Origin of the sequence: Acinetobacter sp. SK-43 (assembly GCF_015351505.1) — a bacterium.
GTDB lineage: Bacteria > Pseudomonadota > Gammaproteobacteria > Pseudomonadales > Moraxellaceae > Acinetobacter > Acinetobacter junii.
The window spans coordinates 1-14,837 of the sequence record NZ_JADKPY010000031.1 but is presented as its reverse complement, the minus strand read 5'-3'; the positions used below and the strand labels follow the sequence as shown (position 1 = coordinate 14,837).

General features: G+C 36.3%; 13 protein-coding genes, 1 tRNA gene and 1 pseudogene. 7 read left to right on the top strand and 8 right to left on the bottom strand.

Annotation, left to right across the window (positions count from 1 at the left end; genetic code table 11):
• Positions 1 to 87: 87 nt before the first annotated feature.
• The 4 genes and pseudogenes from IRT38_RS07460 to IRT38_RS07445 form a co-directional block, all read right to left on the bottom strand.
• Positions 88 to 1,164 carry a YqaJ viral recombinase family protein gene (locus IRT38_RS07460; protein WP_194597343.1) on the bottom strand — a complete coding sequence of 359 codons (1,077 nt, stop codon included), beginning with the start codon at positions 1,162 to 1,164 and terminating at the stop codon, positions 88 to 90.
• A 158-nt stretch (positions 1,165 to 1,322) separates the two neighbouring features.
• Positions 1,323 to 2,369 (bottom strand): DUF932 domain-containing protein, encoded by a 1,047-nt coding sequence (locus tag IRT38_RS07455; protein WP_194597342.1) that lies wholly within the window; start codon positions 2,367 to 2,369, stop codon positions 1,323 to 1,325.
• Positions 2,370 to 2,386: 17 nt separating this feature from the next.
• Positions 2,387 to 2,653: a hypothetical protein gene (locus tag IRT38_RS07450; protein ID WP_194597341.1), complete on the bottom strand. Its 267-nt coding sequence runs from the start codon at positions 2,651 to 2,653 to the stop codon at positions 2,387 to 2,389.
• A gap of 90 nt (positions 2,654 to 2,743) precedes the next feature.
• Positions 2,744 to 3,664: pseudogene (locus tag IRT38_RS07445) on the bottom strand (inovirus-type Gp2 protein).
• Between the two features lie 548 nt (positions 3,665 to 4,212).
• Here IRT38_RS07445 and IRT38_RS07440 point away from each other — a divergent pair.
• Positions 4,213 to 5,145: a hypothetical protein gene (locus tag IRT38_RS07440; protein ID WP_194597340.1), complete on the top strand. Its 933-nt coding sequence runs from the start codon at positions 4,213 to 4,215 to the stop codon at positions 5,143 to 5,145.
• Positions 5,146 to 5,209: 64 nt separating this feature from the next.
• Here the strand turns inward: IRT38_RS07440 and IRT38_RS07435 are convergent, their stop codons facing one another.
• Positions 5,210 to 6,484 carry a hypothetical protein gene (locus IRT38_RS07435; RefSeq protein WP_194597339.1) on the bottom strand — a complete coding sequence of 425 codons (1,275 nt, stop codon included), beginning with the start codon at positions 6,482 to 6,484 and terminating at the stop codon, positions 5,210 to 5,212.
• Between the two features lie 63 nt (positions 6,485 to 6,547).
• On the opposite strand from IRT38_RS07435, the gene IRT38_RS07430 reads away from it, so the two are divergent.
• The 5 genes from IRT38_RS07430 to IRT38_RS07410 all read left to right on the top strand — a co-directional run bounded on the left by IRT38_RS07430 (position 6,548) and on the right by IRT38_RS07410 (position 9,453).
• The gene (locus tag IRT38_RS07430; protein WP_194597338.1) at positions 6,548 to 6,835 is read left to right on the top strand and encodes a pyocin activator PrtN family protein; all 288 of its coding nucleotides are present in this window, start codon (positions 6,548 to 6,550) and stop codon (positions 6,833 to 6,835) included.
• A 22-nt stretch (positions 6,836 to 6,857) separates the two neighbouring features.
• Entirely contained in the window at positions 6,858 to 7,124 is a 267-nt protein-coding gene (locus tag IRT38_RS07425) for a helix-turn-helix transcriptional regulator (protein ID WP_194597337.1), read from the top strand.
• Positions 7,125 to 7,530: 406 nt separating this feature from the next.
• The gene (locus IRT38_RS07420; RefSeq protein WP_194597336.1) at positions 7,531 to 7,794 is read left to right on the top strand and encodes a type II toxin-antitoxin system Phd/YefM family antitoxin; all 264 of its coding nucleotides are present in this window, start codon (positions 7,531 to 7,533) and stop codon (positions 7,792 to 7,794) included.
• Positions 7,778 to 8,041, top strand: coding sequence for a Txe/YoeB family addiction module toxin (locus IRT38_RS07415; RefSeq protein ID WP_194597335.1), 264 nt, complete (start codon positions 7,778 to 7,780; stop codon positions 8,039 to 8,041). The genes IRT38_RS07420 and IRT38_RS07415 overlap by 17 nt, the downstream gene beginning before the upstream one ends.
• A gap of 359 nt (positions 8,042 to 8,400) precedes the next feature.
• Positions 8,401 to 9,453 (top strand): hypothetical protein, encoded by a 1,053-nt coding sequence (locus IRT38_RS07410; protein ID WP_194597334.1) that lies wholly within the window; start codon positions 8,401 to 8,403, stop codon positions 9,451 to 9,453.
• Between the two features lie 97 nt (positions 9,454 to 9,550).
• On the opposite strand, the gene IRT38_RS07405 is transcribed toward IRT38_RS07410, so the two are convergent.
• The 3 genes from IRT38_RS07405 to IRT38_RS07395 form a co-directional block, all read right to left on the bottom strand.
• A complete protein-coding gene (locus IRT38_RS07405; RefSeq protein WP_194597333.1) occupies positions 9,551 to 10,762 on the bottom strand; it encodes a tyrosine-type recombinase/integrase in 1,212 nt (403 codons plus the stop codon).
• A gap of 168 nt (positions 10,763 to 10,930) precedes the next feature.
• A tRNA-Ser gene (locus IRT38_RS07400) sits at positions 10,931 to 11,020 on the bottom strand.
• An 86-nt stretch (positions 11,021 to 11,106) separates the two neighbouring features.
• Entirely contained in the window at positions 11,107 to 13,137 is a 2,031-nt protein-coding gene (locus tag IRT38_RS07395) for an NADPH-dependent 2,4-dienoyl-CoA reductase (protein ID WP_004913000.1), read from the bottom strand.
• A gap of 293 nt (positions 13,138 to 13,430) precedes the next feature.
• On the opposite strand from IRT38_RS07395, the gene argG reads away from it, so the two are divergent.
• Complete coding sequence (argG, locus tag IRT38_RS07390; RefSeq protein WP_004913003.1) at positions 13,431 to 14,774, top strand: argininosuccinate synthase; 1,344 nt, start codon at positions 13,431 to 13,433, stop codon at positions 14,772 to 14,774.
• Positions 14,775 to 14,837 lie beyond the last annotated feature (63 nt).

Sequence of the window (14,837 nt, the reverse complement as noted above, 5' to 3'; positions counted from 1 at the left end):
CCAACGCCCTTTCTCTGTTATTTGGAGGGAGGGCAAGTGGGGCGGCTTTGCGCATTTTTTAGGTTTAAGGAGGAGGGCTAGAGTTGGTTAAGAACTTGAATGAATATTAAATCTGCGACTACCAATACGGGTTTGAGGATACTGATGTAATAATTCGGGCTGTGCTTGGAGTAATGCTTTCTGGTCTAACACCACACTATCCTTCGATTTCTTCCATGTCACACTGCCCTGACTAAATATGGCTTTTTCAGCATCCTTCATTAATATCTGAATACGATGCTTGAGATAGTCATATTTGGTTTGATGATGTGCTAGATGCTTCTCCTCATTCAGTAGATCAGTAAATAGCTGATCTACTCCTGATAAAGTAGACAGATCCACAGTTTGTAAAGGTATATGCTGCGGGTATAAGAGTTGTAAAGCTTTAGCTGCTGACTCACTGGCATCGACATGAGGTGGTATATCCTTTTCTACACAAGACCAGAAGATTTTTTCTGAAGCAATCAGACGATTGATCACAATTTCATTGCGTTCAACTTTATATATCTTGGCTTCATGTCCACAGATTAAGGCACAGATATGTGCTGCTTGTTTACCCGTAACAGCCAATTGATGCTGTACTTGAATGAGCACATACAAAGGTACACCGTCTCGCCAATGCTTGGTTCCCCACTCTCCAACTGATTTACATTCTAGAAGTTGTACTTCTTCACTGCCTACGACTGCATAATCCAGATTGGCTAACATAAAAGCTTTGTCTTCATCGGGATGTTGTAAAACTGCATTGACCCGACGAACCTTATTACCAGTACGCTGTTGATAGTAATCTGCAATCAACGGTTCTAACTTGTTCCCCCAATACAAAGGTGAATAATGGTTCTTAAAAGGTTGATCTGGAGGCGCTTGCATTCGACCTGTTTTAATCATCCATAGTTCCAACATCGACATATGTGGATTTAAACCACAAGCTGCTGCGGCATCACTACTTCCAATTCCTTGTTTTCGTACTTGTAACCATTGCTCACGACTCATACCTTTGGTTTTAGCCAAACGTTTAGCTGAATTTGGCTGTGATCTAGAAGTCTGAGTGGTTTGGGGTGGATTTAGGTTTAAAGGCAAATGAGCGATTGCATGACTTGATGAGGTTTGAGTATTTGGATTCATCATATTCTCCATATCTGTAAAAAATTAAAAATTTGGGCATAAAAAAAGCCGCACCTGGGGGTGGTGCGGCAAAAGGAAAAACGACTTATTAAAATTGATTCAGGAAAGGTTCAGCTTAGGCTATTCATTTAATAAATGAGCCCCTATGTATGTTGAGTTTAAGCCACCATTCTTAACGCTTGCTCTACTCCTCGTTGTTTAATGGCTGCCCCCATACCAAACCAAGCCGAATCCAATCGATGGTCGGTACTCATCGCTCGTCGTTCATGGTCACAGAACTCTGTAATGGCACAAAGTAAACCGTAAGCTGTATCTTTGGCTGAACTGAGTTCTGCCCCACGCCCTTGTCCATTGAACATCGTCATGACTTTTGACATTGCTCGTCCATTCGGCTCAGTTTTACTGTCTGATCGAGATGAATTTATTTGGTTAGGCATTGCAGCACTACGGTAGAACTGAATGATGCTTTCATCCTGTTCAGCAATGCTTAGATTGGTATTGTTAAACACCGCATCGAAGTAAGCTGCGGCTTCTTGCTGTGTTACCTTCCGTTGACTGAGTTGCTTTATCTCGTACATATGCTCATCCCATGTACGAACTGAAACACCCAATTGCTGCTTTACTTTTTCTGCATCGAAACGAGTGCTGTGTGGGACTTTAACAACGCCTGCACTATTCTGTCCTTTTAGCGCAATCGCCAAAGTGTTATTACAGACCACTCGAATTGAAGTGAATTGTGCAGTTGTAGCAAGTGTTCCATCACAAGCCGTTGCTAATAGAATATAGCCATTACTGACATCCTTGCCCTTTAAGGCTGCGGTCTGCCCAGTCTTAGCCAATGCCCAGAACTTCTTACCGCCTTTGAGTACACCTGCTGTCTCAAGCTCAAAACCTGATTGTTCAGTGAGGTCTCGATAAAACTCCAAAATAGAACTTGGTTGCACTTCTTGAAAGCGTTGGCTAACAACAGATAACGGTGCATGGGTATCAGAACGATACAAAACTCGTTGCTCTTCAAAAGGCATAATAATACTCTGACCTTTCTCATTCTGAGCCATATAGCTGACATTGGAGGATTCAATACGCCAATCCATTCCTGCCTGTTGTGCCCAGACTTCGATTGGCTGATCTGGAGTAAGCTGATTGCCTAGACCATGCCAAGGGGTTTCACCGACATAGGCCATTTGTTCAAGTTGATGTGCCATGATGATTTCCCCTGTCCTTAGTTGAAATTGCACTGACAATTGTTGCAATGGAAATAGCCTGTTGGTCGCTGTGGTTGTGAGGGTTGAATAAAGCTATCAATCAAGCCAACAACAACAGCACCAGCCAATCCCCCCAATAATGGTGAAAACGGTGTAGGCAAACTTTTAGCAATGCTTGCCCCAATACCTGCACCTGCCATCGAAGAAAAACTGTTATTACTAGACTGCTGTGTGGTTGCACGACTAATATTGTCTGAATAACAATATGGACATGTAATATTCATAAGATATACCTCATTAAATGAAAAAAGGCTTATCCATCGATAAGCCTATGTTTTTGAATGTAGGGAAAAATAAAACATTCAATCTTCATGTTAATGATATATATCTATGATTTTTTTGAATCGACGTTGTGACATCCCAAAGGATCTCTTTTTCTTAGAAGTCTTAACTCTTAGATGTTGTCTTTTATCAGGCCTTGTAAGATACGTCAGTGTTGAGCGCATCTTCTCAACTTGATAAGCCAGATTACAATAAATAATACCAATACCAATGACATCTCTCCTTGCAAAAAGATTCAGATAATTACGGTCATGACAATTGAAATAACATCCTTGATCATTTGTTATCTCCTCCCAAAGTTCACCAATTGCTTTTGCTATGCTCCAAGCCCCTATTCTATCTCTTTCATCAAAAATCAATGCTAGATGGCAATGATAGCCTTTCGATGCCCCCTGCTCTAAAGCCCAAACCAAAAGTAATATTTCATCGCCATATTTAGAGCGATTGATTCTCCTGCGGATTTTTTCTAAATCTTGTTCTACTTTCTGGATATTTGGACTCTGGATATAAGCTAAATCAACACGTACCACCAATAAGGCTTGATACTAATCAATAAGCTCTAATAATCTCTCATCCAAACCCACAGCATTTAGTTTTTCATTGTAACGATGCTGGGCCATATCATTCTGATGTGCTGCCAGAGTTTGGATGAAATACTGCCGCCATTGTCCGTAGGTACTTTGTTTCAGAGCTCGGTAGAGCGTTACAGGTGAATCTAATTCTTTTTGGTAGTCATACAATAGGGTACAAAATAGTTCGATTAAGCTTGAGTAGCTAAAATCGGGGTTATAAATTTGGTCAAACTCCCATAACAAATCACGAAAGTTTTCATAGAAGGATCGAGGTTGTCTAGTTGCTTGTATACAGGATTGAATAAACTCTTCAATTTCGATAGTTAAAATTGCTTCATTACTTGAATTGAATGATTCTTCACAATTAGCTCGATGAGACATGGGCACTTACCTATAGTTTGGAACTATAAGAAATGGCGAATCTGTAGTGAATTAACTTCTGGACATAAAATTAAATAAGAACTAATGTATAGGATATAAATTTATAAACCATATAAAGAAAAATATATAAATTATCTTTTATATAAACATAGTCATTACACTTTTTTTAGAGATTAAAATTAAGGCATAAATATTATTTTAAAATATAGAAAAACAAAGGTTTCACTATTAATACGGCTTGTATAAAAACAAAATAACAAAGTTTAAGTTATCCGAGATAAGAAATATAACAAAATAATCTAAATTTTTGAAAAAATCGCCTTACAATACTATTACTTATACTTTGAATAAAATGAATTTCCATTACATTTCTTCAAGTAAAAAAATTGGTAGGCCAAGATGCCTTAGGAGCTAAATTCAGACTTTTTCTCTTATTCAAAAATTAAAAAAAATAAGCTAAAATCGACTGGTATCGTTCGGAAAACTCACTTGCAACCTATCCACACTTACAATAAATTTTATGCAAATCTTATTGTAAGGAAAGACTTATGGACTCTATGAAATACCGTAATGTGCTAATCAAATTAGTCAAAGAACTTGGTGACGAAGATTTTGTTTGGATATTACATATTATTAATAAAGAGAAAATCATATATGACTTAAAACTTAGAATTTTAGACAATAATGATCTCGAACTCATTGAGATGGATGTTAACAGGTTAAACTCTTCTAAAAATTTAAATGAACTAAAAAATAATATTATTATAGAGATCTCAAATTACCATGAGGAATTAGCAGAGGATTTAATATTTCATGTTAATAAATACAAAGAATCATTAATGATACGTGGCCGAAATATGTTCCAATATCAATCCAATAAACGTTTATTATTTTTTGCACTGAATGAGATAAAAATTAAAGATAGAGAAGTTTCAAAATTAATTAATTTAATTTCAAATCCATATATTCGCTTTCTTTATATTATTTTTATATTCAGAGAATACTATCGTAATAATCGTGAACTTGATTACATAGAGAAGGCTTATGCCCAACTCATGACTGAAAAATCATTACACTTTAAAAAATATGATCATGTAGCGTTCTATAAATGGGCTAAAAATTACATGGATCAAGATCAAGACAATTATAGAAAGTTCAACAGCTCTCTTATTACTCCTATTGAAGACTCTGACTTTAGCATTATTGTGAATTCAATTTTTGATAGGATGTATATCGAAAATCTCCACATCTATTCAGCCTTAAAGGACAAACTAGCAAATGCTTGGTATCAAAAAATTTATCGTGCTAAAAATAAAGGCAAAGCTCATCGTTACTTCCTAACGGATAAAGCATTAGAGAGTTTAAAAGTACTCAGCCGAAAGTATGACAAGACTGAAGAGAAGATGATCGAGCATTTAATTAACAAATGTTTTGTTGAAGACTGTGCTGATTATTCAGGACAATCCATGTATTCTTGTTAACTAGTCAATTAACCGCCCTCTAAATTTTTTAGAGGGTCTATCCCTAAATAGAATACTTAAATATCTATTTCGTGACTATAAGATCATTCAACAAATCATTAATCTTTTCAGACATATCAGGATAGTAGTAAAAATAACTAGATAAGTCTGGTGACATAAACCCTGTTTGTATTTCTTCCCCCATCAGCATAACAACTTCTCTTATAAAATCGTAAGAATTTAATTTTTCCTTGTAATACCAATATAAGTTTTTCGGATTAACCGTTAATCCATATCGCTCTCTCATTACATGACTTGCTATCTCGCTACAAGTCTGTCCTTTACTAACCTCTCCACAAATTGATTTTTTTAGATTTGTTTTCTTTTCATACTTTAATTCCCAGCCTCCCAATAAACTAGTCCATATATTTCTATTAGTAAAAATACGATTGTGGCAAAAACTAGGAGAGAGTTTTTGTAGATAATCCTTTATTTGACTTTCAATATCCTGATCATAAGTATAGATTTTAGGAAAATCACGGCTATTCAGTAAACGAGAGTATTTCTCATAGTAGATTGCTCGTTTTTCCTGTAGTGAAGCTGAAAGATTCTTAACATCTACAGATTGAGTAACGCCTTTAAGATCATATCTCAAATGCAACTTTTTTCTTAATACTTCAAACTCAATGAAGAGTAGTGCTCTTAAAAATACATGCTCATTCTTTGTCTCGTCATAACTGTTTGTAGGGCTACTTTTAGCTACACTTAGTATTTTTAAATTTATAAATTTTCGATATATATGAGCAGCTATACTTCCCTCAAATTCAGACCACAACACCTGACTTACAAGTCTAAATTTTACAGGTTTTGATGCTTCATCTATCTGTGATGAACCTATTATCTTATAGATATCCCCAATGAATCCATGATAATAAACCCCACCTTTTTTCATTTCATTCACTAAAGCATTCAATGCGATTTGTTGCCTCATGAAATTTACATCCTTATTTTCATTTAAGGGCGTATATAAATCATGTAATGAAAAATCAAGTCTATCAGGTTCATTTAAAACAATTTCAATTCCACATAAAAGATAATGCTTTAAAATTTCGTACTGTCTTGAATCTAAATTTTTTTTTGAAAGTCTCTTATGGATCACTTTTACTAACAGACTATAGACATGTTTTTTTTCCTCGGTGAATACCTCTAAAGCAGCAATGTCGTAAAAATATAAATAGTCAATAACATCGAAAGCAATTTTCTGGGTTTCAATAAGTCTAGGCATATATTTAGTGTCTAAATTGGGGAAACTTATATCAACATTTTTAGCACGATTTATTTTTTCTACAATGTCTTCCACATAGAACTTCTGATTTTTTTAAGAAAATTCAGGTCTCAATTAATCTTTAAAGTGGAAAACCTTATGCTTCAAGTAAACACAGCCGATTATTTATTTTTAAAATTTCGTTCAACATTCATTAAGCTAGATGATGTTTGTAAAGAGTTCTATCCTCACTTATGCAAAGAGAAAGTGCTCGAAAAAGTGCGCCAGCAAAAATTTCCATTTACATGCTTTCGTATTGATGAAAGCCAAAAAGGTTTTCTGTTTGTTGAAATCCATGAACTAGCAAGAGTTTTGGATGAAATTTATTTAAATAGTTATCAGAGCTTTCAAAGCTCTATACAAAAATCAATTCATTCAAAGAACTAACTCGTTAGATAGAAGGAATAAAATGTTAGAAGCTCGCTATCGTGTAAAAGATTTAGTTAACTACCCCGAGCGACCTGCAAAGGACTATATTGACCGTAGTGGCCGTAGACGTCGTCTTTCTCATAAACCAGCGAGTAAGGGCTTATTGAATGTTGCAGAGTCAACTTTCTGGAAAATGATTCGTCGTGGTGATTTTCCTGAACCGACATACTTAACAGCAAGTATGCCATCTTGGAAAGAAAGTCAGATTAAACATTGGCTTGAACAAAAAGAAAATCGAGTCGCATAAATACAGCCAGCCTATCGACGATAGGCTGGTTTTTTATATAGATACTTAAAGTGTAGATTCCATTAGAAATTTATATCTTGTTACAGTATTTTCTCCCATCAATATATTATGTACAACATATTGTCTGTACAGAATATTGACACTTAAGTTAAAGAGACTTATAGTTAATATGCTTAGTCGCAATTGTAAGAGTAATAAGCTAACTAGTGTCTATCTAAGTATCTAAATCTAATGCCCAAAAGTGAATGACGAAAATACAGCCAACCATAGTGTCCAAATGTAATGATCAATGTATCTAAAGAAGTGACCAAAATAGTGCTAAATGAAATGTCAAAATATAGTGGCGAATATCCTACAGATCGTAATTAATGACTTGTAATGCTTGAGTAATAGGAAAATTAAGACTATGCAAATTTTCACTTATACCGATGCTCGCAATAATCTGAAAACGGTTTTAGACCGTGTTATTGATGATTCAGATGTTGCAGTAATTACGAGGAAAGAAGGTCAACATGCAGTTGTAATGGGACAAGACTATTACAATAGTATAATGGAAACATTGTATCTCATGTCTTCTCCGAGTAACGCAGTGCACCTAGCAAATTCAATTGCAGAATTACGAGCATCTAAAGCAATCGAAAGAGAACTTTTAGATGAAACGGAAGACTAGTTTTACTCCAACAGCTTGGGAGGATTACGTGTACTGGCAAAGCCAAGACAAAAAAACTCTTAAGCGCATCAATACATTGATCAAAGAGTGTCTCCGTACACCTTTTGAAGGTATTGGCAAGCCTGAACCATTACTCGGTGATTTAGCGGGGTTTTGGAGCAGACGAATAGATGAAAAAAATAGATTAGTCTATGAAGTAACTGATGCAGCGATAACCATCATTTCTTGTCGTTATCACTACGAATAAAAAGAGCCCTAACTTAATGTTAGGGTTTCTTTACATAAACCATTTACTATATAACCTACGCTACAGCAATAACTGTACTTGGACTGAAAGCCATATAAATGATTAGCTTAAACAGAAAGCATCCTAAGTAGCATAAATATAAGAGGCCTGTCATTGACAGGTTGATTTATTAAAAAATTTAAATTAAATAATTACATTTCACATTTTTTTATTCTATTATTTTAGAAATTCTTAACATCTTTAATCTTTATATATTGATGGAGTGAATTTAGACTGTAAAATAAAAATGTAATTAAAAATAAACCATTGAAATGAATTCTAAAAAACATTAAATTATTTCTTTTTTTGAAAAATTAATTTTGAAAAACTCATCTATTTCCAAGCAATTACTTATATATACTATCATTTGTCTTATTCCAAGTGTAATAATCGCATTTTTTAAAATATATCCAATATTGCTCACCGAAAACTCTATTCTATATTTACATGCGACATCTGCTCAGGTTATAGCTGCACTAGTTGCTCTTAGCCTAGTAGCATATACCCACCTAAATACAGAACTTAATCAAAAAGTTAACATAGATACTTCTTTAGAAGATGCAATTTTTTTAACAAAGATTAATGCTTTTAAAGATCTAACCATCACTATTTTAATTGGAGTTTTATCAATTTCTGCTAGTCTCTTGGTTTTAACATTATTTAAATATACCATTTTTCAGGATTTTTTCATGAGTATGAGTTTTATATCATTACTCATTTTTACTTATGCATTAATTAGATTTGTTCATAGATCATTTTCTCCAGAAGCTGTTCAAAACAATAATGATCAGGTACTCGAAGAAAGTAAAAATGAGCTAAAAGATTTTATTCCTGATCCCATAGAAGAAGCAAAGGAGATAGCACCACAGACAGCTCACATGGAAGAACTTAAAACTAATGATTTTAGAAAACTCCCTTCAGAACTTGAAGAGTTAGAAAAGAAGAGTTTCTCAGATACTCTAGGTAGCTTTTTTATAGCATTCTCTTCTTTTGAAAGTAAGTTAAGAAAAGCTTACTCTCGATATAACGGATTTGTACCTAATAATCGTAATGGCTCTCTTCGAAATATAGTTAATGAGTTGGCAATAAACTTTGGAGTCATTCCACTTAATTTACATAAAGAAATCCTATCATTAGTGAAAGTTAGGAACTCTTTAGCACATGCTAGCCACGAAACAAATATTGAACCAGAAGAAATTACCAGATATATTCAGCTAATTCATGAACTTGAACGTAAAATTGATCTCCATACAAAGTTAAATTGGGATGAAATGAGTCATCAATATATACAACCAACAACATATAAAGTAACCAATAAAATATCTGAGATTGTGGATGACACCCAATCAACAGATAATGCTACTAAAAATTAAACGAGTAGAAAATAAACTCACCTTTATCCCCCCAATTTTCTATGTAATATTTTGCCAACACATTCAATTCGAAGATGATAACTTTCTATCTTCTTAACTAACTTGGCTCAAACAAAGACACTAAATAATTCGCCCACTCTTGCATCATTTCACGACGGTTATTAAGAAACTTGGTTCGGTTATAAGCCGTACCATTGTTATCTTTTACCTTATGCGCCAACTGATGCTCAATGAAATCCACACGCTGCTCTAGAATCTCATCCAGCATAGTACGTGCAGTCGCCCTGAAACCGTGTGCTGTCTGTTCCCCGCCATAACCTAAACGTCTTAAAGCGGAGTTAATGGTATTATCAGAAATAAAGGTTTTACCATCCCGCCCCACAAAAATGTATTCGCTATATGGATGCAAATCAATGATTGACTCGATCAAGTCAAAAGCTTGATCTGACAATGGCACAATATGAAGTTGTTTGGTTTTGCTTGCTGTAAATTTAAAGCATCTCTCCTCACGATAAAAATGCTCCTTTTTCAGCTTGCGTATTTCCCCTGGGCGTTGAAAGGTCAGTACAGAGATTTTTAATGCTACCTGCGTGGTCAATAAACAACGTGTATAAAGCTTAGAATAGTTCCAAATCTTATTTAACATTGGAGCTAAATCCTGCTCTTCTGTCACAGCTGCAAAGTTTCTGCTCTGTGGTTTTGGTAATTCAATATCTTCAATTGGATTGTACTGGATGAGCTTTTTCTTACGTGCAGACTTAAATATCTGGTTGAGGTCTGATTTAAGGCGTTTGGCAACAGATAAAGCTCCACGCTCAATAATGCGCTTAAAGACCTGAATCTCAAGAATTTCTAATGTAAGCTGCGGAAAGGTTAAATCACCAACGTAGGGATAGACATCGTGCTTTAAACGACGGACGGTTTCTTCATCCTGTTTTTGTTCCAGCTCACGTTTATACAACCATGCTTCAGCAACAATACGAAATGTGTTCTCAGCCTCTTTCTGTTTCTGCGACTTAGTTTCAATTCGTTCTATTGCTGGGTCAATCCCCTGCTTGATGAGTTTCTTATATTCATCACGCATAGTACGAGCATCATCTAACGAAACTTCTGGGTAAGTACCTAAAGATAAATCGTTACGCTTGCCTAAGAATGGGCGTGTGTAATTGAATATCCAGTATTTGCTACCGCCCTGATCAATACGCAGATAAAGATTTCCACCATCTGACAGCTTATACATCTTATCAGGGACAGGTTTGGCTTTTTTAACTTGTAAAGCACTAAGCTTATTGATTCCACGAGTTGCCATAGTTCAGACATAAAAAAATGCAGTAAGAAATAATCTTACTGCATTTTTTACTACTTTATAACTACGGATTGGCGTAGTGCGTCAAGGCTTGTCATATCGTATATTTCCAACTTTAACCTTATAAATCAAAATCTTATATAGTGTTAAACAGTGTCAGAAATTTGAATTTGGCGGAAGCGGTGAGATTCGAACTCACGGAGGACTCACACCCTCGTCGGTTTTCAAGACCGGTGCATTAAACCGCTCTGCCACGCTTCCATGTGCGTAAGAATACAAAGCTTGATTCTTTTATTCAAGAAAAATTTAACTGCAATGTATTCAAATGCATAATGTTTCATCAATTATCAAAGTTTTGCTGCTAATTCAGCACCATCACGAATCGCACGTTTTGCATCAAGCTCAGCAGCAAGCTTTGCACCACCAATAATATGATAATTGGCAAAGGTATTCTCACCTTCTTTTGGCATCAAATCTTTTACAGATTCTTGACCAGCACATACCACGATCGTATCAACACGCAATAACTGATCATGACCATTGTGCTCAATCCACAATCCTTCATCAGTCACAGATTTATATTGAACGCCTCTTAACATACGTACTGCATGTTTTTTGAGTTGTGCTCGATGAACCCAACCAGATGTTTTACCTAAACCGATACCTAGAGGTGTCGTTTTACGTTGTAATAAATAAATTTGACGAACTGGCATTTCCACTTCAGGACGTTGAGTTCCACCTTCAGAAATATAGTCTGGATTTGGATCAACACCCCATTCACGCTGCCATTCAGCTAAAGGTTGTGGTTGAGGCTGATGCGGTGGCTTTAACAAAAATTCAGACACATCGAAACCAATACCACCCGCGCCGATAACTGCGACTTTATGCCCAACTTCAGCGCCTCTTAAAACGTCAGCATAGGATAAAACTTGTGGAGCAGTACTGCCCTGAATTTTTAAAGCACGAGGAACAACACCTGTTGCCACGATAACTTCATCAAAACCTTCACGTTCAAGTTGTTCACGATTTACGCGAGTGTTCAAACGTAAATCAACTCCAGTTTGTTTAAGTTGAACTTTAAAGTAACGAATCGTCTCATGGAATTCTTCTTTTCCTGGGACAACTTTCGCTAAGTTAAATTGACCACCGACATCATCACTTGCTTCAAACAACGTCACTGCATGACCACGACTTGCAGCAACTGTAGCTGCTGACATTCCAGCAACACCACCACCTACAACAGCAATACGTTTTGGTTTTTTAGTCTTGATATAAACCAATTCAGTTTCATAACACGCTTGTGGGTTAACTAAACAACTCACACGTTGATTTTTAAACGCATGATCTAAACATGCTTGGTTACACGCGATACAGGTATTAATCTCATCTACACGATTGGTTGCAGTTTTATTTACCCAGTATGGATCAGCTAAAAATGGTCTTGCCATTTGCACCATATCTGCTTTACCTGAAGCAATAATTTCTTCTGCAACATCAGGCATATTAATACGGTTTGAAGCAATGATTGGAACAGAAACATGCTGTTTAACATGAGCCGTATAGTCTACAAATGCAGCACGAGGTACAGAAGTCACAATCGTTGGGATACGTGCTTCATGCCAGCCAATCCCTGTATTTAATAAAGTCACGCCTGCTTTTTCAAGTGCCTTTGCTACTACGATCACTTCCTGCATTGTATTTCCGTCATGCACGAGATCCAGCATGGATAAACGGAAGCAGATAATGAACTTCTCACCCACTTTGGCACGGATTGCTTTTACAATTTCCACAGGAAAACGCATACGGTTTTCAATATCACCACCCCAGCGATCGGTGCGCTTGTTCACGTGGCTGCTAAGGAATTGATTGATTAAATATCCCTCTGAACCCATGATTTCAACACCGTCATACCCTGCTTTTTTAGCTAGGCTTGCACAGCGTGCATAGTCATCAATTGTAGCCAGAATTTGTGAATCTGACATTTGTCGTGGTTTAAATGGGTTAATTGGTGCTTGAATTGGCGAAGAAGAAACTGAAAATGGATGATATCCATAACGACCAGAATGCAAAATCTGCATAAGAATTTTTGAACCATGCTTATGCACAGCGTGAGTAACAAGACGGTGATGAGGAATATCCACCAAACTATTCATCGTACCACCCGCTGGCAATAACCAACCTTGACGGTTTGGAGAAATACCACCAGTAATAATAAGACCTACGCCCCCTTTTGCACGCTCACCAAAATAAGCTGCAAGTTTAGGATAGTTAAAAAAACGGTCTTCTAAACCAGAGTGCATTGAACCCATCACAACACGGTTTTTAATGGTCGTAAAACCCAAATGTAATGGTTTTAAGATATTTGCATAGCTAGTCATGGTATTCCTTCTATATTTATTGGCTTTGCAACTTGTTGCATAGTACTTTAACTGAATTTTTATACGTGTTTATGACTTTTTTTAAGAAAATGCTGACACTAAAGTCAAAACAAATGTAACCGTTATGATTTACATCTTAAAAATTCAATATTCCACATGAAAGCGCACATAATTTTTCTGCTTAGTTTTTCTTTGAGGAAAACAAGCTCAATGAAAAGTGTTACAATAGCTCCGATTTTTTATTCTCAAGACCACCTATTCGGGGTCTTTACTAATAAACGTTAGGACAAGCAATGACTGATAATGCAACTATCTTGCAGCACGTACCTGTAGGCAAAAAAGTTGGGATTGCCTTTTCTGGTGGTCTCGATACTTCAGCAGCTTTATTGTGGATGAAGCAAAAAGGTGCGGAACCTTATGCTTATACAGCAAACTTAGGTCAACCTGATGAAGATGACTATGATGCTATTCCAAAGAAAGCTGAACAATACGGTGCAGTCAAAGCTCGATTAATCGATTGTCGTTTACAACTTGCTCTTGAAGGTATTGCTGCAATTCAATGTGGTGCCTTCCATATTAGCACTGGCGGAGTACCATATTTCAACACAACACCTTTAGGTCGTGCAGTAACAGGTACTATGCTTGTGACAGCAATGAAAGAAGATGATGTGAACATCTGGGGTGATGGTTCTACTTATAAAGGTAACGATATTGAACGTTTCTATCGTTATGGTTTATTGACCAATCCAGCTCTAAAAATCTACAAACCGTGGTTAGACCAAACCTTTATTGATGAGTTAGGCGGTCGTGCGGAAATGTCACAGTTCCTCATCGACAACGGTTTTGACTATAAAATGTCAAAGGAAAAAGCGTATTCAACTGACTCTAATATGTTGGGTGCTACTCACGAAGCTAAGGATTTAGAATATCTCAATGCAGGTATTAAAATCGTAGACCCAATTATGGGCGTTGCTTTCTGGAAAGAAGATGTAAAAATTGATGCAGAAGAAGTCTCAATTACTTTTGAAGAAGGTTTCCCTGTTGCATTAAATGGTCAACGTATCGAAGATCCTGTTGAGCTGATCTTAGAAGCTAACCGTATCGGTGGTCGTCATGGTCTTGGTATGTCTGACCAAATTGAAAACCGTATCATCGAAGCAAAATCTCGTGGTATTTATGAAGCGCCTGGTATGGCTCTATTACATATCGCTTATGAGCGCTTAGTTACAGGTATTCATAACGAAGACACGATTGAACAATATCGTATCAACGGTTTACGTTTAGGCCGTTTACTTTACCAAGGTCGTTGGTTCGATTCTCAAGCGCTTATGCTTCGTGAAACAGCACAACGTTGGGTAGCTAAAGCGATTACTGGTACTGTCACTTTAGAATTACGTCGTGGTAATGATTATACGATTATGAATACCGAATCTCCTAACCTCACTTATGAAGCTGAGCGTTTAACAATGGAGAAAGGTGATTCAATGTTTACACCAATGGATCGTATCGGTCAGTTAACGATGCGTAACCTCGACATTACGGATACACGTGCAAAACTTGGTATCTACACTGAAACAGGTTTACTTGCTGTTGGTCAAGGTTCTGCAATTCCTCAATTGGAAAGCAAATCAAAGTAAGCGATTGATAAGTAAATTATCTTACAGAAAAGGCTGAATATATATTCAGCCTTTTTTAATATC